This is a genomic window from Lampropedia cohaerens (assembly GCF_001005215.1).
GTDB lineage: Bacteria > Pseudomonadota > Gammaproteobacteria > Burkholderiales > Burkholderiaceae_C > Lampropedia > Lampropedia cohaerens.
Map to the genome: position 1 here is coordinate 16,967 of NZ_LBNQ01000023.1, position 21,915 is coordinate 38,881.

20 protein-coding genes and 1 pseudogene are annotated in these 21,915 nt (G+C 63.6%); 14 read left to right on the top strand and 7 right to left on the bottom strand.

Annotated elements, in window-relative coordinates:
- Positions 1–211: 211 nt before the first annotated feature.
- The 9 genes from gyrA to AAV94_RS07100 all read left to right on the top strand — a co-directional run bounded on the left by gyrA (position 212) and on the right by AAV94_RS07100 (position 12,399).
- Complete coding sequence (gyrA, locus tag AAV94_RS07060; RefSeq protein WP_046741767.1) at positions 212–2,923, top strand: DNA gyrase subunit A; 2,712 nt, start codon at positions 212–214, stop codon at positions 2,921–2,923.
- A gap of 186 nt (positions 2,924–3,109) precedes the next feature.
- Positions 3,110–4,216, top strand: a complete 1,107-nt coding sequence (gene serC, locus AAV94_RS07065; RefSeq protein ID WP_046741768.1) for a 3-phosphoserine/phosphohydroxythreonine transaminase — start codon at positions 3,110–3,112, stop codon at positions 4,214–4,216.
- Positions 4,217–4,295: 79 nt separating this feature from the next.
- Positions 4,296–5,405, top strand: coding sequence for a prephenate dehydratase (gene pheA / locus AAV94_RS07070; protein WP_046741636.1), 1,110 nt, complete (start codon positions 4,296–4,298; stop codon positions 5,403–5,405).
- Between the two features lie 37 nt (positions 5,406–5,442).
- On the top strand, positions 5,443–6,300 hold the full coding sequence (locus AAV94_RS07075; protein WP_156454376.1) for a prephenate dehydrogenase: 858 nt from the start codon (positions 5,443–5,445) through the stop codon (positions 6,298–6,300).
- Between the two features lie 90 nt (positions 6,301–6,390).
- Positions 6,391–8,406 carry a bifunctional 3-phosphoshikimate 1-carboxyvinyltransferase/cytidylate kinase gene (locus tag AAV94_RS07080; RefSeq protein WP_046741637.1) on the top strand — a complete coding sequence of 672 codons (2,016 nt, stop codon included), beginning with the start codon at positions 6,391–6,393 and terminating at the stop codon, positions 8,404–8,406.
- A gap of 202 nt (positions 8,407–8,608) precedes the next feature.
- The gene (rpsA, locus tag AAV94_RS07085; protein ID WP_269430767.1) at positions 8,609–10,339 is read left to right on the top strand and encodes a 30S ribosomal protein S1; all 1,731 of its coding nucleotides are present in this window, start codon (positions 8,609–8,611) and stop codon (positions 10,337–10,339) included.
- Positions 10,340–10,526: 187 nt separating this feature from the next.
- The gene (locus AAV94_RS07090; RefSeq protein ID WP_046741638.1) at positions 10,527–10,817 is read left to right on the top strand and encodes an integration host factor subunit beta; all 291 of its coding nucleotides are present in this window, start codon (positions 10,527–10,529) and stop codon (positions 10,815–10,817) included.
- 148 nt (positions 10,818–10,965) lie between these two features.
- Positions 10,966–11,238 (top strand): LapA family protein, encoded by a 273-nt coding sequence (locus AAV94_RS07095; protein WP_046741639.1) that lies wholly within the window; start codon positions 10,966–10,968, stop codon positions 11,236–11,238.
- Positions 11,239–11,241: 3 nt separating this feature from the next.
- Entirely contained in the window at positions 11,242–12,399 is a 1,158-nt protein-coding gene (locus AAV94_RS07100) for a lipopolysaccharide assembly protein LapB (protein WP_046741640.1), read from the top strand.
- Positions 12,400–12,426: 27 nt separating this feature from the next.
- Here the strand turns inward: AAV94_RS07100 and AAV94_RS07105 are convergent, their stop codons facing one another.
- A complete protein-coding gene (locus tag AAV94_RS07105) occupies positions 12,427–12,984 on the bottom strand; it encodes a LuxR C-terminal-related transcriptional regulator (RefSeq protein WP_046741641.1) in 558 nt (185 codons plus the stop codon).
- Positions 12,985–13,084: 100 nt separating this feature from the next.
- Between AAV94_RS07105 and AAV94_RS07110 the strand changes: the two genes are divergently transcribed.
- A complete protein-coding gene (locus AAV94_RS07110; protein WP_046741642.1) occupies positions 13,085–13,792 on the top strand; it encodes a CoA transferase subunit A in 708 nt (235 codons plus the stop codon).
- A 4-nt stretch (positions 13,793–13,796) separates the two neighbouring features.
- On the top strand, positions 13,797–14,438 hold the full coding sequence (locus AAV94_RS07115; protein WP_046741643.1) for a CoA transferase subunit B: 642 nt from the start codon (positions 13,797–13,799) through the stop codon (positions 14,436–14,438).
- A gap of 90 nt (positions 14,439–14,528) precedes the next feature.
- Here the strand turns inward: AAV94_RS07115 and AAV94_RS07120 are convergent.
- A pseudogene (locus AAV94_RS07120) lies at positions 14,529–15,305 on the bottom strand (LysR family transcriptional regulator); the annotation flags it as partial.
- Positions 15,306–15,325: 20 nt separating this feature from the next.
- Between AAV94_RS07120 and AAV94_RS07125 the strand changes: the two are divergent.
- Positions 15,326–15,853, top strand: coding sequence for a LysE family transporter (locus AAV94_RS07125; protein WP_046741644.1), 528 nt, complete (start codon positions 15,326–15,328; stop codon positions 15,851–15,853).
- 9 nt (positions 15,854–15,862) lie between these two features.
- Here AAV94_RS07125 and AAV94_RS07130 read toward each other — a convergent pair whose 3' ends face one another.
- The 3 genes from AAV94_RS07130 to AAV94_RS07140 all read right to left on the bottom strand — a co-directional run bounded on the left by AAV94_RS07130 (position 15,863) and on the right by AAV94_RS07140 (position 19,247).
- A complete protein-coding gene (locus AAV94_RS07130; RefSeq protein ID WP_046741645.1) occupies positions 15,863–16,882 on the bottom strand; it encodes a PTS transporter subunit IIC in 1,020 nt (339 codons plus the stop codon).
- A gap of 139 nt (positions 16,883–17,021) precedes the next feature.
- Complete coding sequence (locus AAV94_RS07135; protein ID WP_046741646.1) at positions 17,022–17,972, bottom strand: MBL fold metallo-hydrolase; 951 nt, start codon at positions 17,970–17,972, stop codon at positions 17,022–17,024.
- Between the two features lie 6 nt (positions 17,973–17,978).
- Positions 17,979–19,247, bottom strand: a complete 1,269-nt coding sequence (locus tag AAV94_RS07140) for a PLP-dependent transferase (RefSeq protein ID WP_084824803.1) — start codon at positions 19,245–19,247, stop codon at positions 17,979–17,981.
- A gap of 102 nt (positions 19,248–19,349) precedes the next feature.
- Between AAV94_RS07140 and AAV94_RS07145 the strand changes: the two genes are divergently transcribed.
- Positions 19,350–19,895: an NADPH-dependent FMN reductase gene (locus AAV94_RS07145; RefSeq protein WP_046741647.1), complete on the top strand. Its 546-nt coding sequence runs from the start codon at positions 19,350–19,352 to the stop codon at positions 19,893–19,895.
- 78 nt (positions 19,896–19,973) lie between these two features.
- On the opposite strand, the gene lysA is transcribed toward AAV94_RS07145, so the two are convergent.
- Entirely contained in the window at positions 19,974–21,257 is a 1,284-nt protein-coding gene (gene lysA, locus AAV94_RS07150) for a diaminopimelate decarboxylase (RefSeq protein WP_046741648.1), read from the bottom strand.
- A gap of 109 nt (positions 21,258–21,366) precedes the next feature.
- On the bottom strand, positions 21,367–21,510 hold the full coding sequence (gene lptM / locus AAV94_RS14845; protein ID WP_156454368.1) for an LPS translocon maturation chaperone LptM: 144 nt from the start codon (positions 21,508–21,510) through the stop codon (positions 21,367–21,369).
- Positions 21,511–21,553: 43 nt separating this feature from the next.
- Between lptM and cyaY the strand changes: the two genes are divergently transcribed.
- A complete protein-coding gene (gene cyaY, locus AAV94_RS07155; protein WP_046741773.1) occupies positions 21,554–21,889 on the top strand; it encodes an iron donor protein CyaY in 336 nt (111 codons plus the stop codon).
- Positions 21,890–21,915 lie beyond the last annotated feature (26 nt).

The window sequence follows — 21,915 nt, forward strand, 5'->3', positions numbered from 1 at the left end:
AGAAATGGACGTGTTGGTAAAGCCACCAAAACGTTGAGGCCAATTGTGCCATAGGGCATGCGGATATCGCCACTGCCAGATGTCAGCCGAAACCAACATTGTTGGAAACGGGACTTGGGTGTTGCAAGAAGGAGACAGGCGGGTGCCGGATACAATGGCTTCTTTTGCTCGCACAGGCCTGCCGGCACCGCACGGCAAGGGCCCGCACACCATGACAGAATTTGCCAAGGAAACTCTGCCCGTCAGCCTCGAGGAAGAGATGCGCCGCAGCTATCTGGATTACGCGATGAGCGTAATCGTTGGGCGGGCGCTGCCGGATGCGCGGGACGGTCTCAAGCCCGTGCATCGGCGCGTGCTCTACGGCATGCATGAGCAGAACAACGACTGGAACCGCCCGTTCAGAAAGAGTGCGCGTATCGTCGGCGACGTCATGGGTAAATACCACCCGCACGGCGACAGCGCGATCTACGACACCATCGTGCGCATGGCGCAGCCATTCTCTCTGCGCCACATGCTGGTGGACGGGCAGGGCAACTTCGGCTCGGTCGATGGCGACAACGCGGCGGCCATGCGCTACACCGAGGTGCGGTTGACGAAGATCGCGCACGAGCTGCTGGCCGACATCGACAAGGAGACGGTGGACTTCGGGCCGAACTACGACGGCTCCGAGCAGGAGCCGTTGGTGTTGCCGGCGCGGTTTCCCAATCTGCTGGTCAACGGCTCGGCCGGTATTGCGGTGGGCATGGCCACCAACATCCCGCCGCACAACCTGAGTGAAACCGTCAATGCCTGCCTGCATCTGTTGCACAAGCCCGATGCGGACATCGATGAACTCATGGAGTTCATCCCGGCGCCTGATTTTCCTACCGGCGGCATCATCTACGGAATGAATGGTGTCAAGGAAGGCTACCGCACCGGGCGCGGGCGGGTGGTGATGCGTGCCAAGGTGCATTTCGAGGATATCGACCGTGGCCAGCGCCAGGCCATCATCGTTGACGAGTTGCCCTATCAGGTCAACAAGAAGACGCTGCAGGAGCGCATGGCCGAGCTGGTCCACGAGAAAAAGCTCGAAGGCATCAGCCATATCCAGGATGAGTCGGACAAGTCCGGCATGCGCCTGGTGATCGAGCTCAAGCGCGGCGAAGTCGCCGAAGTCGTGCTCAACAATCTCTACAAGCAGACGCAGCTGCAGGACACTTTTGGCATCAACATGGTGGCGTTGATCGACGGTCAGCCCCGCCTGTGCAACCTCAAGGACCTGCTGCAGGTATTTCTCGAACACCGCCGCGAGGTGGTTACACGGCGCACCGTGTTCGAATTGCGCAAGGCCCGCGAGCGTGGCCATGTGCTTGAAGGCCTGGCCGTGGCACTGGCGAACATCGACGAGTTCATCCGAATCATCCGCGAGTCACCCACGCCGCCGGTGGCCAAGGCCGAGCTGATGGCCAGAAGCTGGGACAGTCAGATCGTCAAGCAGATGCTCACCCGCGCGCGTGAGGACGGTAGCGTGGTCAATGCCGATGACTACCGGCCCGAGACGCTGGGCAAGCAGTACGGGTTGGGACGCGATGGCCTCTACCGCCTCTCGGACGTGCAGGCCTCGGAAATCCTGGCGATGCGCCTGTCGCGGCTGACCGGACTGGAGCAGGACAAGATCGTTGCCGAATACAAGGACGTCATGGCACAGATCGAGGATCTGCTGGACATTCTGGCCAAGCCCGAGCGCGTCTCCACCATCATTGCGGACGAGCTGACGGCGATCAAGACCGAGTATGGCGATACCAAGCTGGGCGCGCGCCGCAGCCAGATCGAGTACAGCGCGCAGGACCTCTCGACCGAGGACCTGATCACGCCGGTGGACATGGTTGTCACGCTCAGCCACAGCGGCTACATCAAAAGCCAGCCTCTGTCCGAATACCGGGCACAACGCCGCGGCGGGCGTGGCAAGCAGGCCACGGCCACCAAGGAAGACGACTGGATCGACCAGCTCTTCATCGCCAACACGCACGACTACATCCTGTGCTTCTCCGATCGTGGCCGCCTGTACTGGCTCAAGGTCTGGGAAGTGCCCTCGGGTTCGCGCGGCTCGCGTGGGCGTCCCATCATCAATATGTTCCCGCTGGCCGAGGGTGAGAAGATCACCGTGGTGTTGCCGCTGACGGGCGAGGCGCGCAAATTCCCGGACGATCAGTACGTCTTCATGGCCACGGCCAAGGGTACGGTCAAGAAAACCGCGCTGACCGAATTCAGCAACCCGCGCAAGGCCGGCATCATCGCTGTCGGGCTGGACGAAGGTGATTACCTGATCGGCGCGGCGCTGACCGATGGCAAGCATGACGTGATGCTGTTCTCGGATAACGGCAAGGCCGTACGCTTTGACGAGAATGACGTGCGCCCGATGGGCCGCAACGCGCGTGGCGTGCGCGGCATGAACCTGGAGGAAGGACAGAGCGTGATCGCCATGCTGGTGGCGGAGGCCGAAGGCGATCCCTCCACGCAGAGCGTGCTGACGGCCACCGAGAACGGCTATGGCAAGCGCACGGCCATCACCGAGTACACCCGCCATGGCCGCGGCACCAAGGGCATGATCGCCATCCAGCAGTCCGAGCGCAACGGCAAGGTCGTGGCTGCCACACTGGTTGGACCCGATGACGAGATCATGTTGATTACCGATACCGGCGTGCTGGTGCGCACCCGGGTGGCGGAGATCCGTGAGCTGGGTCGCGCGACGCAGGGCGTGACCCTGATTGCGTTGGATGAAGGCGCCAAGCTGATCGGACTGCAGCGCATTGTCGAGAACGACGCCAATGGCATCGACAGCGGGGCTCAGATGGGTTTGGAGGCCGATGCTGGTGGAGCGAACAATGGGGAGGCTGCTCAATCGGGAGCGGCGGATGAAGACAGTAGCCCGACCACTGACTGAGCGGCTCAGACGAACCTGTTCTAGGCCAGTTGCGCTGCGCGGCCTCCGCTTGCGGCGATGCTGTCGGTTCGAATGTGGCGGCACGCATTTGTGTGATGGCGTTGCCGTAGCCGAGGCCGGGCAGTTGCAGCAGGATATTGCGCCGGCTGGCAGCTATTTTTTTAGGAATGTGACACGATGAGCGCGATCAAGCGTCCCTTTAACTTCTCCGCAGGCCCTGCTGCGCTGCCGGAAGAAGTTTTGCAGACTGCCGCAGCGGAAATGCTGGATTGGCATGGCAGCGGCATGAGCGTGATGGAGATGAGCCACCGCGGTGCGGAGTTCCTCTCGATTTACGAGAAGGCCGAGCGCGATCTGCGCACGCTGCTGGCCGTGCCTGCGCACTTCAAGATTTTGTTCATGCAGGGAGGCGGCATTGGCGAGAATGCCATCGTGCCGCTGAACATCTCACGTGGCGGCGTGGTGGACTTCGTGCTTACTGGCGGCTGGACGCAGAAGTCGTTCAAGGAAGCCGGCAAGTACGCAGCAGCCAGGGTTGCTGCCAGTGCCGAGGCCAGCGGATTCACCGAGATTCCCGACCCGGCCAGCTGGCAGATCAGCCCGGATGCGGCCTATCTGCATATCTGCAGCAACGAGACCATTCATGGCATCGAGTACCAGCAACTGCCTGATCTCAAGGCGCTGGGCGCGGACATTCCGCTGGTGATCGACTGCTCGTCGCACATTGCCTCGCGCCCGATCGACTGGAGCCGGGTGGCGCTGGCGTTTGCCGGCGCGCAGAAGAATCTCGGGCCAGCAGGGCTGACCATCGTCATCGTGCGCGAGGACCTGATCGGCCACGCCTTGCCGATCTGCCCCAGCGCGTTCAACTACGAGCTGGTGGCGAAGAACCAGTCAATGTACAACACGCCGCCGACCTGGGGCATTTACGTCGCTGGCTTGGTGTTCGACTGGGTGCTGCGCCAGCGCGACGGCGATCTGCAAGGACTGGCCGCGGTGGAGGCGCGCAACATCCGCAAGGCTGAAAAGCTCTATGCGTTTCTGGATGCCAGCAGCTTCTACAACAACAAGGTTGCACCGGCAGCACGCTCGCGCATGAACGTACCTTTCTTCCTGGCCGATGAGAGCCGCAACGCGGATTTCCTGGCAGGCGCCAAGGCGCGTGGGCTGTTGCAGCTCAAGGGGCACAAGTCGGTCGGGGGCATGCGTGCCAGCCTCTACAACGCCATGCCCGAAGCGGGCGTGGATGCGCTGATCGACTACCTGCGAGAATTTGAAAAGACCGCGGCTTGAGCGCCCACTGCTTTGGCCCCGTCGCACCATGTGCCGACGCCTACCCACGACACGATTTGCCTGACGCACTCGCCCAGCCATGAACAAGCCCCTCGCCGAGCCGGCCGCCACGCCTGAACTGCTGGCGCTGCGCCAGCGCATTGATGCGCTGGACCGCCAGTTGCTGGAGACGCTGAATCAGCGCGCTCGCGTTGCCCAGGAGGTGGGCGAGCTCAAGAAGAAGGAAGGCAGCACCTATTTCCGACCCGATCGTGTGGCGCAGGTGATCGAGAAGATCCAGCGCGCCAACACCGGCCCGCTCAAGAATGCGCATGTCTCCGCGATCTGGCGCGAGATCATGTCGGCCTGCCTGGCGCTGGAGTCACCGCAGCGGGTCGCGGTGTTGGGACCGGCCGGCACGTTCTGCGAGCAGGCAGCCGTCGAATACTTTGGCGGTGCCGCCGACATCGTGTACTGCAACAGCTTCGACGAGGTCTTCCATGCCACCGTCTCCGGCAATGCCCAGTTCGGGGTGGTGGGCCTGGAAAACTCCAACGAAGGGGTGGTGACCCGCTCGCTCGACCTGCTGCTGCAGTCGCCTGTGCACATGGTGGGCGAGGTGATTCTGCAGGTGCGCCACAACCTGCTGCGGCTGCGCGCCGATGCCGAGGAGATCGAGGCGGTGCTCGCCCATCCGCAGGCGCTTGCGCAGTGCCATGCCTGGCTGGCCAAGCACCTGCCGCATGCTGAGCGTCGGCCTGTCTCCAGCAACGCCGAAGGGGCGCGTCTGGCCGCCACCAATCCGGCCTGGGCCGCGCTGGCCAGCGAGCGCGCCGCCACGCAGTTCGGGCTGCACATCGTTGCCCCGGCAATTCAGGACGATGCCTACAACCGCACGCGCTTTGGCGTGATCACGCTGCCCTCGGTCATGGCCACGCCCGAGCCCACGGGCCGCGACGCCACCAGCCTCGTGATTGCCGTGCCCAACCGCCCTGGTGCCGTGCACGAGCTGCTGACGCCGCTCAAGCAGCATGGTGTGTCCATGACGCGCTTCGAATCGCGCCCGGCGCGCACCGGCCAGTGGGAATATTACTTCTACATTGACCTGGACGGTCACCCGGCCCAGCCCCATGTGGCGGCGGCGCTGCAGGAGCTTCGCGCGTTGAGCGCCTATTTCAAGCTGCTGGGTGCGTACCCGGTGCGTCACTGAAACCTCCGGCACGGCAAAGGACTACGTGATGGCAATGATGTACAACCAGATGGGCTTGATCGGTTGCGGGCTGATGGGCGGCTCGCTCGCACTTGCGCTCAAGCGCGCTGGGCTGGTCAAGCAGGTGGTGGGTTACAGCAAGTCACCATCGACGACGGCCAAGGCGCGCCAGCTCGGCGTCATTGATGTCGAGGCCAAGTCCGCCATGCAGGCCTGCGCAGGTGCCGAACTGATCGTGCTGGCCGTACCCGTGGCGGCGACGGGCGAGACCTTCAAAACCATCCGCCAGTTTGTGCAGCCCGATGTGTTGACGATGGATCTGGGCTCGACCAAGCAGGATGTGGTTCAGGCGGCGGAAAAGCAGCTGGGCTGGAACGCGCAGTACTTCGTGCCCGCCCATCCTATCGCCGGCAAGGAAGTGGCCGGCGTCGAGCATGCCGATGCCACCCTTTATCACGGCGCCAAGGTGGTGCTGACTCCGACGCCCGCCACTGCCATCGACAAGGTCGAGCAGGCGCAGGCGCTGTGGAAGGCGCTGGGCAGCCATGTGTTCATTCTCTCTGCGCTTGAGCATGACTCGGTGCTGGCGGCAGTCAGCCACTTGCCGCACCTGCTGGCATTTGCCTATGTCAACAGCCTGCTGGGGCGTGATGAAAGCGAGCGGCTGCTGCGCCTGGCCGGACCAGGTTTTCGGGACTTCAGCCGTATTGCTGCGGGCGACGCCACGCTGTGGCGCGATGTTCTGCTCGCCAACCGCGTGGAGATTGCGGGCCGACTGCGTGAGCTTGTGCTGTCGCTGCAGCAATTCCAGCGCGCCATGCACGCTGGCGACGCGGACGCGCTGGAAGCGCTGATTCGCAAGGCCAGTGTCGCGCGCAGCCAATGGCATGATTAGAAAGACCTGCGATCGCCGCGCGGGGCTCGATGCATCACCCGTGTGAACCCTGCCTGCCCCAAGCGCATTTTTCATCTGCCTGAGCCAGCCATGTATTCCATTCCCTTTCTCGACATTCCGCCGCTGGCAAGTGCCCACGGCGTGGTGCGTCTGCCCGGCTCCAAGAGCATTTCCAACCGCGCACTGCTGCTGGCTGCGTTGTGCGAGGGACGTACGACAGTGCTGCGCGGCCTGTTGGCATCGGACGACACGCAGGCTATGCGCACAGCCCTGGAGCAACTGGGTTGTCGCATCCAACAGAACGGTGACGAACTGCACGTAACCGGGCTAGACAGGCATGCCATGCCTGCTGGCCTGCAGCTGCATCTGGGCAATGCCGGCACGGCCATGCGGCCGCTGACGGCCGCGTTGGCCTTGCTGGCGCGCGACGGGCAGCAGTTCACACTGACGGGCGTGGCGCGCATGCAGGAGCGTCCCATCGGGGATCTGGTCGACGCTCTGCGTCCGTTGGGCGCGCGCATTACGTATGAGAAGAATCCGGGCTTTCCGCCGCTGCAGCTGGCGGGGCTGGATACCGCCCGGCTCGACGAAGCGCAGACCATCCGCATCCGCGGCGATGTCTCCAGCCAGTTTCTCTCGGCCATGTTGATGGCCCTGCCGTTGGTGGCTGAGCGACGTGAGCGCGTCATCGAGGTCGACGGTCCGCTGATCTCGCTGCCCTATGTGGCCATCACCCTCCATCTGCTGCAGCGCTTTGGTGTCGCTGTACGCAATGAGAACTGGCGGCGTTTCGTCGTTCCAGCCGGTAGCCGTTATCGCTCACCGGGCGTGCTGCAGGTGGAGCCTGATGCCTCGTCGGCCAGTTACTTCATCGCGCTCGGCGGTATCGCCAGCGATCCTGCGCAGGGGCAGGCCATTACGATCGAGGGGTTGGGAGCGGACTCCATTCAGGGCGACATCCAGTTCATCGAAGCGGCCCGGCAAATGGGGGTGGACGTGCAGGCGGAGTCGAACCGGCTGGTGGTGCGCCGCGGTGCCTGGCCGCTCAAGGCCATCGACATCGACGCCAACCACATTCCCGACGCGGCCATGACGCTGGCCATCATGGCCCTGTACGCTGACGGGCCCACGCGCATCCGCAACATCGGCAGCTGGCGCGTCAAGGAAACCGACCGCATCGACGCCATGCAGACGGAGCTGGCCAAGCTCGGCGCTGCAGTGCAGGCAGGTCCTGACTGGCTGGCCATCACGCCGCCTGCCGCGCAGGCCTGGCGGGCCGCCTCCATCGCCACGTATGACGACCACCGCATGGCGATGTGCTTTGCGCTGGCAGCCTTCAACCCTGCCGGTGTGCGTGTACGCATCGAGGATCCGCGCTGTGTAGGAAAGACCTTTCCGGACTACTTCGAGACGCTGTTTGGGGTTGTGCAGGCACGTGCCGGGCGGGTGCCGGTGATCTGCATCGATGGCCCCAGCGCATCCGGCAAAGGCACGTTGGCGCAGGCGGTAGCGCAGCAGCTGGGCTATGGTGTGCTCGATTCCGGCGCGCTGTATCGCGTGGCTGCACTGGCAGCGCGGCGCAGGCAACTGGACATCGACCCTGCCAATGCGCGGCAACTGGCCGAACTGGCACGCAATCTGCCCTTGTGTTTCGACGGCGAGCGCATTCTGTTGGATGGGCGCGACGTTTCTGCGGAAATTCGTACCGAGCAGGTTGGCCGGGACGCGTCGCTGATCTCCGCAATCGGCGAGGTGCGCGAGGCCTTGCTGGACTGGCAACGCCAGGCTGCCCGCCTGCCAGGGCTGGTTGCCGATGGTCGAGACATGGGCACGGTGGTGTTTCCACACGCGCCGCTGAAGGTGTTTTTGACCGCGAGCGCCGAAAAGCGCGCTGAGCGTCGCTATAAGCAATTGATTTCCAAAGGGAATTCAGCTACACTTTCGACCCTTCGCGAAGAACTTGAAGCTAGGGACCTGCGGGATACCACCCGCGCAGCTGCTCCGCTTAAGGCCGCGCACGATGCCGAGGTGTTGGATAACTCCGAAATGGACGTGCAGGCTGCCACCGAGCAGGTACTGCGCTGGTGGGCTGAGCGGCAGTCCTGACGGATTGGGCTGGAAGCTGCGCCTTGGTGCAACGCCTGCTCATTCATTGATTTCAAGCGGCTTGTGAAGATCCGAGCGCCTGGCTGCTGGCAGCCAGGCATTTGTTCATCAACCCAACTGGCCATGGCCTGCATGACACGCCCTTTGCACGGGCCGCAGCCCTGGCCGCGACGCCTGCCATTCGAGGTAAAAACGTCCAGCAATGGTGCTGGCGGAAGCCGATGGCAGGTCAAGGAACTCCATGTCTGAATCTTTTGCCGCCCTATTCGAGGAATCTCTGCAACGCACCGAAATGCGTCCAGGGGAAGTCATCACCGCTGAAGTTGTGCGCATCGAGCACAACACTGTGGTGGTCAATGCCGGTCTCAAGTCCGAGTCCTACATCCCGCTGGAAGAGTTCAAGAACGATCAGGGCGAAGTCGAAGTCAACGTCGGTGACTTCGTCTCGGTGGCCATTGGCTCCATCGAGAACGGCTACGGCGACACCATTCTCTCGCGCGACACTGCCAAGCGTCTGGCTTCCTGGCTGGCGTTGGAAAAGGCGCTGGAGTCGGGCGAATTCGTTACCGGCACGACCACTGGCCGTGTCAAGGGCGGCCTGACGGTGCTGGTCAACGGCATCCGCGCCTTCCTGCCCGGCTCGCTGGTCGATACCCGGCCGGTCAAGGACCTGACACCCTACGAGAACAAGACCCTCGAATTCAAGGTCATCAAGCTCGATCGCAAGCGCAACAACGTCGTGCTCTCGCACCGTGCGGTGGTCGAGGCCTCGATGGGCGAAGAGCGCGAGAAGCTGCTGGCGACGCTGCGCGAGGGCGCCATCGTCCAGGGCGTGGTCAAGAACATCACCGAGTACGGCGCGTTCGTCGATCTGGGTGGCATCGATGGCTTGCTGCACATCACCGACATGGCATGGCGCCGCGTGCGTCATCCCTCCGAAGTGGTGCAGGCCGGCCAGGAAATTACCGCCAAGGTCCTCAAGTTCGATCCGGAAAAGCAGCGTGTGTCGCTGGGCCTCAAGCAGCTGGGCGAGGATCCTTGGGTTGGCGTCGCACGTCGCTACCCTGCCAACACCCGTTTGTTCGGCAAGGTCACCAACATTGCCGACTACGGTGCCTTCGTCGAGCTCGAACCCGGCATCGAAGGGCTGGTGCACGTCTCGGAAATGGACTGGACCAACAAGAACGTGGCGCCCTCCAAGGTCGTCTCGCTGGGCGAGGAAGTCGAAGTCATGGTGCTCGACATCGACGAGGACAAGCGCCGCATCAGCCTGGGCATGAAGCAGACCAAGGTCAACCCCTGGCACGATTTTGCGCAGAACACCAACCGTGGCGACCGCGTCAAGGGTCCGATCAAGTCGATCACCGACTTCGGCGTGTTCGTTGGCCTGGCATCGGGCATCGACGGGCTGGTGCATCTGTCCGACCTGTCGTGGAACGAGCCGGGCGAGACCGCAGTGCGCAACTACAAGAAGGGCCAGGAAGTCGAGGCCGTCGTGCTGGCCGTGGATGTCGAGCGCGAACGCATCTCGCTGGGCATCAAGCAGCTTGATGCCGATCCGTTCACCACGTTTGCTTCGGTCAACGACCGTGGTCAGACCGTGACCGGCAAGGTCAAGAGCGTCGATGCCAAGGGTGCTGAAATCGAGCTGGGCGAGGACATCATCGGCTATCTGCGTGCTTCGGACATCTCCGCCGACCGCGTCGAAGATGCCCGCAACGTTCTGAAGGAAGGTGACGAGGTCACGGCAGTGATCACCAACATCGACCGCAAGAACCGCAGCATCCAGCTGTCGATCAAGGCCAAGGACGCCGCCGAGCAACAGGAAGCGCTGGAGAGCCTGTCGCAGCAGTCGATGGGCAACGCTGGCACGACCAGCCTGGGCGCGCTGCTCAAGGCCAAGCTCGATACGGCTTCTTCCGAAGAGAAGTAATGCATTGCGGGAATGGCGGCTGCCGGTGCACGGTACCGTCGCTTCCCCGCTGCTGGCTTAGAGCGTAAGCAGGTTCTTGCACCGGCGCCTTCGTGGCGCCGATCTTTATGCGGGCCTTGCCTGACGAGCTGGTTACAACTGCGGCACTGACCGATGCCTGTGTCGCTTTCACTCCGATAGATGCTTTATGACCCGATCCGATCTCGTTGAAGAGCTTGCGGCGCATTTCAGCCAGCTGAGCCAGTCTGATGCCGAGTATGCCGTGCGCGTCCTGCTCGAAGCCATGGCTGATGCGCTGGAACAGGGGCATCGCATCGAGATTCGCGGCTTTGGCAGCTTTACCGTCAACCGCCGGGCGCCGCGCATCGGGCGCAACCCGCGTAATGGGGAAACGGTGGCGGTGCCGGAAAAGCGCGTACTGCATTTCAAGCCGGGCAAGGCCTTGCGCGAGGCGGTGGACAAGGCTGCGCCCAAGTAAGCAGCAACGCAATCGCACTTGCGCAGCACCCGCGCTCTGGCCGTTAGCCGGCCGATGCCGCTGGATTGCCGGGTTATGATGGCCCACCGCATCCCAGTGTTTTGTGTCGGCGCTCTGCCGCTGCTGTTGCGACGCCTTCCTGCCCACAATGAAATACCTGATCTGGCTGCTGCGGGCAGCCTTTTTCTTTGTTCTGTTTGCCTTTTCGCTCAACAATCAGCACCACGTCACTGTGCACTGGTTCTTCGGCATGCAGTGGCAGGGGCCACTGGTGCTGGCCATGCTGGTGGCGTTCGCGCTAGGGCTGGCGCTGGGCCTGGCGACCGTGATCCCGCGCTGGCGCAGGCTACGTCAGCGTGAGCAGGCCTTTGGCGCGCAATTTCAATCTTCTACTACGTCTCAGTCTGAGCAAGGCGAGTAACACATGGATTTCGACTGGAGTTGGCTGTTGCTGGGCCTGCCACTGGCCTTTGTACTGGGTTGGCTGGCATCGCGCATGGATTGGCGGCAGATGCGCATCATGCAGCGCAGTTCGCCTCGCCCCTATTTTCAGGGGCTGACCTATTTGCTCAACGAACAGCAGGACAAGGCCATCGATGTGTTCGTCGAGGCCGTGCAGTCCGACCCGGACACCGTGGAGCTGCACTTTGCGCTTGGCAGCCTGTTTCGCCGCCGTGGCGAATATGACCGCGCCGTGCGTGTACACGAGCACCTATTGGCGCGGGCCGACCTGAGCGCTGCGGACCGCGCGCGCGCGCAGTGGGACCTCGCGCAGGATTTCCTCAAAGCAGGCCTGCTCGACCGTGCCGAGGCGGCGCTGCAGGCGCTAGACGGCACACAGCTGCAGCAGCAGGCCCAGACGGCCTTGCTCTACATCTATGAGCGCACCCACGACTGGCCCCAGGCACAGGCACTGGCCGCACGCATGGTGGATGTGCCCGCCGGCCTCAAGGCCAACGGGCGGCAGGTGCATTACTGGTGCGAGCAGGCCGACGAAGCGATGCGCCGCAAGGACTTTGAGACCGCCTCGCGCCTGCTGATGCAGGCAACTGCGCAGGTGGAGGGCAGCGTGCGACCCTGGATCGAGCAGGTCAAACTGTTGCGCCAGCGGGGGCAGTCGCGCGAGGCGATTGAGCTGGCGCTGCAGGTCGGCGCAGGCACGCCCGATGCCGTGCCGTTGCTGGCAGGATTGCTTGATGATGCGTTCGCGAAGCTCGATCCCCATGCCATGCCGCTGCTGCAGCAGTGGCATGACCTGCTGCGCGCGCATTACGAGGCGCATGGCAGCCTGGACGTGCTCCTGGCGTTGGTGGCGATGGAGCAGCACATGGGACTGCCCCGCGCGGACCACTGGTACGTGACGCATCTGCGCAAGTATCCGTCGCTGGTCGCATCGGCCAAGCTGACCCAGCTGCTGCATCGCGGCGATGCCGCCATTGAGGCCAATCTGGCCAAGGCGGTGCGTCCATTGCTGCGCTACCGCTGTCAGCAATGCGGCTTCGAGACTGGTAGTTACTTCTGGCAGTGCCCCGGCTGCCAGAGTTGGGAGAGTTTTCCACCCCGGCGTGTCGAGGAGCTGTGACGGCGCTTGCCTCGCCCACAGCGTATGTCAGGCGCGCAGCATGCGCTGGATCAGCTCAGCCGTGGAGCTGGCTCCGAACTTGCGCATGAGCTTGGCACGGTACAGCTCCACAGTACGGTGGCTGATGCCCAGTTCCTTGCCGATCATCTTCGACGTCTTGCCTTCCAGCAGATGGGCAGCAACCTCGCGTTCGCGCCCGGTCAGCGAATGCTCAGCCACAGGGCGCTCGGCGCTGATGTCTTCGAAGCTCCAGATGCCAGCGGCGTGTGGTTGGGTGCGATCCAGTGCCCGGCCGCTGACATGGCACCAGAAGTACTGGCCGTTGGCGCGTTTCATGATGCGGCTGTCTGAATACAGGCCCTTGGCGTTGAGAATCGGGGCGATGCGCTGGCCCAGACGCTCGAATTCTTCGGCGCTGGGATAGAGCACCTGAAAGGATGCTCCAGTGAGGCTTTCTGGGGTGGTGAGAAAAATCTCGCAGACCTGCTGATTGCAGGCGATGATGCGGCGTTCGCGGGAAATGACCAGCCCCACGGGGGCCATCTCGAAAGCCTGCTGATAGGCCGTCAGGTCGGACAGGAACATAGGGGTTTTCTTTAGGCAAAACTACGTATGGTGTTACGTAGTATCGTGCGTGCTGGCAGCTGCGTGTGCTGTCACCATTTTTTCTGTCAGGAGAGCAGCCTTGAACAAACTCTACCCTTGCGCCGCAGATGCCCTTCAGGGTGTGGTTGCGGATGGCCAGACGCTGGCCGTCGGCGGCTTTGGCCTTTGCGGTATTCCCGAAGCCCTGATTGACGCGCTGCGTGACAGCGGCGTCAAGGACTTGACGGTCATCTCCAACAACGCTGGTGTGGACGGCTTCGGCCTTGGCAAGCTGTTGGAGACGCGGCAGATCCGCAAGATGATCTCCTCCTACGTGGGCGAGAACAAGGAGTTTGAGCGCCAGTATCTGGCCGGTGAGCTGGAGCTGGAGTTCACCCCGCAGGGAACCTTGGCGGAAAAGCTGCGCGCCGGCGGAGCGGGCATTCCTGCCTTCTACACCAAGACGGGGGTTGGCACGCTGGTGGCAGAAGGCAAGGAAACACGCGAGTTCGACGGACAAACCTATGTGCTCGAACATGCGCTGGTGCCTGATGTATCGCTGGTCAAGGCGCACATCGCCGACAAGGCCGGCAACCTGCGCTTTCGCTACACCGCGCGCAATTTCAATCCGCCGGTGGCCAAGGCGGGCCGGATCACCATCGTTGAAGTGGAAAGAGTCGTCGAGGTGGGGGAGCTGGCGCCGGACGATGTCCATCTTCCCGGCATTTACGTGCACCGTATCGTGCACAACCCCAATCCGGAAAAGCGCATCGAGAAACGCACCATCACCGAAAAGGCAGGAGGCTGACACCATGGCATGGAGCAAAGACCAAATGGCAGCGCGCGCTGCCAAGGAACTGCAGGACGGCTTTTACGTCAACCTCGGCATCGGCATCCCCACGCTGGTCGCCAATCATGTGCCGGACGATATCGAAGTGTGGTTGCAAAGTGAAAACGGCATGCTGGGCATTGGCCCCTTCCCGACAGAGGACCAGGTCGATGCCGACCTGATCAACGCCGGCAAGCAGACCGTGACGACGCTGCCGGGCTCCTCCATCTTCAGCAGCGACGAAAGCTTTGCGATGATCCGCGGCGGCAAGATCAATCTGTCCATCCTCGGCGCCATGCAGGTGACCGACAAGGGCGATCTGGCCAACTGGATGATCCCCGGCAAGATGGTCAAGGGAATGGGCGGCGCCATGGACCTGGTGGCCGGGGTCAAGCGCGTAATTGTGCTGATGGAGCACACCGCCAAGAAGAAGGACGGCACGGTCGATCTCAAGATCCTGCCCGAATGCACGCTGCCGCTGACCGGTGTGGGCGTGGTCGACCGCATCATTACCGACATGGGCGTCATGGACGTCACGCCCGAGGGCCTGAAGCTGGTGGAACTGGCCGATGGCGTGACGTTCGAGGCCATCCAGCAGGTTACGGGTGTGCCGCTGATCCAGTAACCGGGTTGCGGGCCGTGCGCGCACCTGGCACCGGTGCACGCAGCCAATATGTCTTGACCAGCCTTGGTGGCGCCCAGTGGTTCTCTGTCGCTAGGCCTTGGCGCGCAGCCACGCCAGCAACTGCGCGGGCATGCTGCCAGGCTGCGGTGGCTTTGGTGCCGCCAGGCAGTAGTGCGAGCCGTCCTCGACGAAACCAAGCGGGGCGACGAGGGTGCCTTTGTCCAGATCGTCGCGCACTAGGTGCCAGGGGCCGATGGCCACGCCCAGACCCGCGACGGCGGCCTGCAGGCTGAAGTAAAAGTGTTCAAAGGTGTGCGTGGACGTGCCATGCACCGGGTGATTCGCCGCAGCGGCCCATTCCTGCCACGCGTTGGGGCGTGATTGCGTGTCCAGGCGCAGGGCGTGGGGCTTCAACCCGAGGCCCGCTTTTGTGTGGATGAACCATTCGTCTACCTTGTCCGGGCGGCAGACGGGACCGACCCGCTCGGCAAACAACGGCTCGGCATGACAGCCTTCTGGCCACGGAAAGTCGTCTCGGCGAATAGCGAGGTCAATGCCACTGGCAAAGGAGAAAGGGCCGCCACCGGCAACCAGATGCACGTCGGCGTCCTGCATGCGGGCCTGAAAATCGTTCCAGCGAGGAATTAGCCAGCGCATCAGCAGCGTGGGTTCGCACGAAAGGGTCCAGTGCCGCTGCCGGCCGGCATCGGCGCGCAGTTGCACCACAGCCTGCCGCATGCCTTCGAGGCCGCTGTGCACGGCAAGGGCCAGTCTCTGGCCTGCGTCGGTCAGATACACCCGCCGACTGCGGCGCTCGAACAGCGCGACGCCCAGCTCGTCCTCCAGCAGGCGAACCGCGCGGCTGATGGGTCATACGCAACAGCCTGATGCTGTCGCGCCGCGCAGGGGTGCTCACGGCACTGGGCATTGGCCTGGGCGTGCTCGTTCACGTCACCTATACGCTGGTGGGTGTGGGGTTGCTCATCCAGCAGTCGCTCTGGCTGTTCAGCGCCATCAAGCTGGTCGGCGCGGCCTATTTGGTGTTCCTTGGTGTGACGATGCTGCGCACCGGCTCCGCTGTCGAAGCGCCGGACGGGGCGGCGACTGCACTGTCCGACGTGGCGGCGTTGCGCACTGGATTCCTGATCAATGCCTTGAATCCCAAGACAACCGTGTTCATCGTCAGCCTGTTTGTGCAGGTGGTGCACCCCACCACGCCGCTGGGCGTGCAGATCGGCTACGGCGCCTTCATCGCCGTGGCCCACGTCGCCTGGTTCAGCCTGGTGGCGCTGGGCTTCTCGGCAGCAGCCGTGCGCGATCGCCTGCTGGCGATGCGGCACTGGATAGACCGCATCTTCGGCGGGGTGCTGGTTATTTTCGGGATGCTGCTGGCGTTGACGCGCAGCGCTCGCTAAAAAAGGTTGTCAGATCCGCGCGTTGATGACCAGATCGCCCGGTTTGATCCAGCCCAGGCGGCGCAGCACGGTGGCGAAGGCCAGGGTCAGAACAGCTGGCAGCAGGAAATGCAGCAGGCCGATCTTCATCCAGACATCGGCACCTTCCCCCATGGCAGCCAGGGTGCCTACCTGCCCGACAAAGCCGCTGGTGCCCATGCCCGATCCCGTGGGCACGTTCTGCATGCCAAAGCCCAGGGTGGCAATCGGCCCGAGAATGGCAGCAGCCAGCGTGGGCGGAATCCAGATGCGTGGGTTGCGCACGATGTTGGGCAGTTGCAGCATGCTGGTGCCAAGGCCCTGGCTGAGTAGGCCCGAGATGCCGTTTTCACGGTAGCTCATCGTCGCAAAGCCCACCATCTGGCAGGCGCAGCCGACGGTGGCGGCGCCGCCCGCCAGGCCGCCCAGGTTGAGCGAGATCGCCAGCGCCGCGCTGGAGGTGGGGCCAGTCAGAATCATGCCCATGACGACCGCTAGGAAAACGCTCATCAGCAGCGGTTGCAGCGTCATCGCCCACTGGATGGTGTTGCCGGTGACTTCCAGCACATTGCCGATGAACGGCGAGATCCAGTGCGCCACCAGAAACCCGCTGATCAAGGCGGTGGCGGGTGTGACGATGATGTCCAGCGGTGTCGTCTTCGAAACCAGTTTGCTCATTTCGCTGGCGACGGCCACCGCCACGAAGCAGCCCACGGGCCCGCCCATCTTGGCGCCCAGCGCGCCAATGGCGGCACTGGCAAAGATCACGATCGGCGGTGCCTGAAGTCCATAGGCGACGGCCACACCAATGGCCGCGCCCATGCTCTGCTGGGCCATGGTGCCGGCCTCGACCAGGGATTCCAGACCGGTCCAGCCGCCGACGGTCTTGAGGATCAGCCCGATCACCAGCGAGCCGAACAGCCCCAGTGTCATGAAGTTCAGCGCATCAATGCCGTAGCGTTTGAGCGAAAACTCGATATTGCGCGATTGCAGAAAGGCGTGCAGGGCCATGACGGTCTCCGAGGGCTGCTGACAAACAGGTGCGGATTTTATTCTCAAAATGAGTATAAAGTGTGGATGCTTGCACCTGCAGATCGCTGATCGTCAGCGTGTTGCGCAGTTGCCTTGAGCGGGTGTCCTGAACAGGCGTCTACTGATCCAGCACCCAACCGTCGGAATCCGTGGTGGCGGCGCCGGCGCGGACCAGGGCGTCGATGATGCCGTCAAGCCACGTGTGAAACGGGCCAGCGGCATCGGCAGCCTCCAGTACGTGCAGGCGCCGCAGATAGGGAATTTGCTGCGCCCAGTCATGCAGTGCACTGCGCTGAATGCGCCGCCATTCGATCAGCCGGAACTTGACCAGCACCTTGGCGGCAAAGTGGGCGTGGCGCTGCGGATGACGCGCAAAGTGCTCCAGCCGTCGGCGGGCGGCCGCCAGCGCGGCCGGCACATCGGTGAACGGGCTGCCGTGACCGGGAATGACCAGGCGCGGCTGCAACTGCTCAATCAGCGAAAGAGTCTGCGCCATGGGCGCGAAGCCGGCAACACCTTCGATCTCCGGGAAGATGACGCCGATGCCGTTGGGCCAGAGCGCATCGGCGGAGATCAGGATGCGCCGCGTCGGCTCGAACAGCATCAGCATGGCATTGTCGTGCCCGGGCGCGGCCAGCACTTGCCACGAGCCGCTGCCGAGCGTCAGCCTATCGCCTGCCTGCAGCGCCCCATCCGCTACGAAACGCGGACAGTGCTGGCCGGTGCGGCGGAAACTCAGGGCCTCTTCGTCCCAGGCGCGGGCGGCGGTGTAATTGTCTGCGGGCACCAGGGTTTCGAGGTCGGCCATGTGCGCCTGCAGCAGGGCGTTGCCGCCGCAATGGTCGCTGTGCAAATGCGTGTTGAGAATGCGGCGCAGCGTGTGCCCCTGTGCCTGCAATGCGCGCGTCAGCCATGCCTGCGTTGCGTTGGCGTCGCTGGCATAGCCCGTATCCACCAGCGTGGCGCCGTGCGGGCCCGTCAGCAGCACGCAGTTGGCCGACAGCCAGCCCCGCTCGAAGACGGTGATGTCCTCCGGGACGGTACAAGCGCGTGTTGCAGTGCGGCGCATGGGGGCTTAGGGCGTGTGCCGGGCCACCTGTGCGAAGGCCTGGGCGAGGTCGGCCTGCAGGTCCGCCACGTCCTCCAGGCCGATGCACAGCCGGATCACATGGCGGCTGGCCAGGCGGTGGCGCGCGGGACTGCCCTCCATGTCATAAGCCATGACCAGGCTGATTGGCCCGCCCCAGCTGTAGCCGATGCGAAACAGCTGCAGGGACTCGCAGAATGCATCCACCTGCTGCGCATTCCAGTCGGCAGCGACGAACGAGAAGATGCCTGCAGCGGCGCCTGCGTCGTCGTTGGCTGCGCCGCAGACTGCCTGCCAGTGGGCGTGTCCGGGGGCATTGGGCAGGGCAGGGTGCAGCACCTGGGTCACGGCCTCTTGTGTGGCGACAAACTGCGCCAAATTGCGCGCGGCTTGGTCCTGTGCGGCGTAGCGCAGCGCCATGTTGGGCAGGCTGCGCAGGATGGCTTCCACATCGTTCATGCCCACGCTCAGGCCGAGTTGCAGATGGCGCAGTTTGATGGCCTTGAGCAGTTCGGCATCGCAGGTCGTGATGCTGCCCATCAGTACATCGCCGCCGCCGCTGGGGTATTTGGTGAGCGCGTGGATGCAGACATCGAGCTTCAGTGGTGCGCCATCGGGCGTGTGCAGCGCAAACGGCCGGAAGGCCAGGCTGGCGCCCCAGGTGTTGTCCAGCGCGGTGCGTACGCCGCGCGCGTTGCACACCTGCAGCAGTCCGGCCAAGTCGGGAAACTCCATCGTCACCGAGCCTGCGGCTTCCAACCACACGAGTTTTGTCTGTGGCGTGATGCGCGCGGCCAGATCCTCGGCGTTGAGCGGGTCGTAGGTGTCGCAGGTGACGCCGAAGTCACGCAGCGCATGGCGCACGAAGTCACGGCTGGGCTGGTAAACGTTGTCGGGCAGCAGGACGTGATCGCCGCCTTTGAGCAAGGCCAGATTGACCAGCGTGATGGCCGCCAGGCCACTGGGCGCGAGCAGGCAGTAGCGCGCGCCATCCAGTGTTGCTAGCCGCTCCTCCAGTACATAGCTGGTTGGCGTGCCGGCCAAGCCGTAGGTATAGGTGGATTTGAAGGCCCAGTCGCGGTTGCGCACGGCCGCCATGTTCGGGAAGAAGATGGTCGAGGCCTTGTGCATGGGCACGGTGGTACCGGCAAAACCGGGTGGCGGTGTGTAGGGGTGGTGCAGCAGTCGGGTGTTCGCAGCCAGGCCATCGCCTGAGATCGGCGCGGCGGGTGGTGGGGGGAGATTCGGATCGATCATGGAACGTGGTGAAATAGAGGAGCTGGTGCAAACGGCGCAGCGCTGCGCGTCGGTTTCGGCCCAGAATAGGTATTCAACCCTACAGCGTAAAGGAAACGCATCATGGCCAAGAAGATTCTCGTCATCGTCGGCAGTCTCAGCAAGGATTCCATCAATCGCAAGCTCGCCAATGGGTTGGTGGCCCTGGCGCCGGCATCGATGGCGTTCGAGTTTGCCGAGCTGGGTGATCTACCCGTCTATAACCGCGATGACGATGCAAACCAGCCGCCTGCTGCCAAGCGGCTGAAAGCGCAGATCGAGGCCGCCGACGGCGTCATGTTCGTCACGCCCGAATACAACCGCTCCATCCCCGCCTCGCTCAAGAACGTTATAGACCACGCCTCGCGCCCCTCCGGGCAAAGTTCGTGGTTCGGGCGTGCCGGCGCCATCATTGGCACTTCGCCGGGTGGCGTAGGCACGGCGCTGGCGCAGCAGCACCTGCGCACGATCCTCTCGGCGCAGGGAGTCAAGGTGATGCCGCAGCCTGATGCCTACATCCAGTTCAAAGACGGCCTGATTACGGGCGACGGCCAGATTGGCGAGGCCTCGCGCGCCTTCCTGCAGAAGTGGATGGATGCCTTTGTGCAGTGGGTGGACAAGGTGGCATGAGCGGCGCGCTGCGTTGTGCCGGCAAAGCCACGGGTCGTTACGGTCTCGGGCACCTTCCGCGGCAGATCAGCGCCGCGGTCACGCCTTCATCGTTTCAGCGGCCAGTAAATCCTCCAGGGTTTCCCGCCGGCGGATGATGTGGCACGTGCTGCCGTGCACCAGCACCTCGGCCGCCCGTGGGCGAGTGTTGTAGTTGCTGGCCATGCTCATGGAATAGGCCCCCGCCGAGAAGACCGCCAGCAAATCGCCTTGGGCAACCTGCAGGGCGCGGTCGCGGCCCAGCCAGTCGCCGCTTTCGCACACCGGCCCGACGACATCGTAGAGGGGAGCGTCAGGTGGCAATGGCGCAGAGGCTTTGCATACTGGTGCGATGGTGTGGTATGCCTCATACATGGCGGGGCGGGGTAGGTCGTTCATGGCTGCATCGACGATGCAGAAATGCTTGTCCTCGCCAGGCTTTAGATAAAGGACCTCGGTCACGCACGCGCCCGCATTGCCCACGAGTGAGCGGCCAGGCTCAATCAGGAACTGGCGCTGCCCGAAACCGCGCGCGTCGGCACGGGCAAAGAGCTTTTGCCACAGCGCCCCGGCCTGCGGGGGCTGCTCGTCGCGGTACTGAATGCCCAGCCCGCCGCCACAATCGATGTGGCCGATGGCAATGCCTTCGGCTTCGACCGCCTCGACCAGGTCCAGCAGGCGATCCAGCGCATCAAGATACGGGGCTTCGGTGGTGATCTGGGAGCCGATGTGGCAGTCGATGCCCTTGATGGCAATGGCTGGCAGTGTCGCCGCGTGCTTGAACACGCCAAGCGCACGATCATGCGCGATACCGAACTTGTTGTTCTTCAGGCCGGTGGAAATGTAGGGGTGCGTTTGCGGATCGACATCCGGATTCACGCGTAGGCTGACGGGCGCCACCAAGCCAAGCTCTGCAGCCACGCTGTTGAGCACCTCCAGCTCGGCTTCGCTCTCGACGTTGAAGCAGGCAATGCCCTGTTCCAGCGCAAAGCGCATCTCCGCGCGGGTCTTGCCCACGCCCGAGAACACAACCTTGGCCGCATCGCCACCGGCGGCCAGCACGCGCGCCAGCTCACCGCCGGAGACGATATCGAAGCCGCAACCGCGCTCGGCGAAAAAGCGCAGGATGCTCAGGTTGGAGTTGGCCTTCATCGCATAGTGCACGGCCACGTTGCGGCCGGCAAAGCCTGCCAGATAGGCATCCAGCGCGGCCTGCAAGGCCGCCTGCGAGTACACGAATAGCGGTGTGCCATGGGCCTCTGCCAGTGCTCGCAGCGGCACGTCTTCCGCGTGCAGTTCGCCCGCGTGGTAGTGGAAAAAGGGAGCGCCGGGCAGGTTGGTCATGGAGCGGGCAGGGATGAAAGGGGGCGAAAAAGGCTGGCTGGTGCCTGCCTTGCGGGACCGCAGAGGGCAGCTTACTATCGGTGCCAGCCGAGGGTGAGCGAAAGGCCGTTCAGGGCGCAGGCGGCACGTCAACCGTGGTGGTAACGGGCGGGTGCTGGGCGGTGGGGCCATCCGGCAGGTACAGCGGGCCGCTCTGGCCGCAGGCCGTCAGCCCGGCCAGGGCGCAGCCTGCCGCCAGCAGGGAAAAGGCCATGCGTCTTACAATTCGAGCGACTTCAAGCATGGCGCAGATTGTAATGACAGACCTCGAGTACGACGACCTTGCCGACACCGTATTGCTGCAGGTGGAGCAGGCGGTGGACCGCCTCATCGAAACCACCGATGTGGACCTGGATGCACAGCGCGTTGGCGGCATGGTGACCATCACTTTTCCCAACGGCTCGCAGATCGTCGTCAACCAGCAACCGCCGCTGCACGAGATTTGGCTGGCGGCGCGCGCCGGCGGCTTTCACTTCAAGTATGTGGATGGGCAGTGGCAGGACACCAAGGGTGCGGGGGAGTTTTTTGAACTGCTCAGCCGCTTTGCCAGCGAGCAGGCTGGCCAGACGCTGGATTTCACGCCGCAGGCGTGAGCCACGCCTGGCGCTGTGTCGGCATC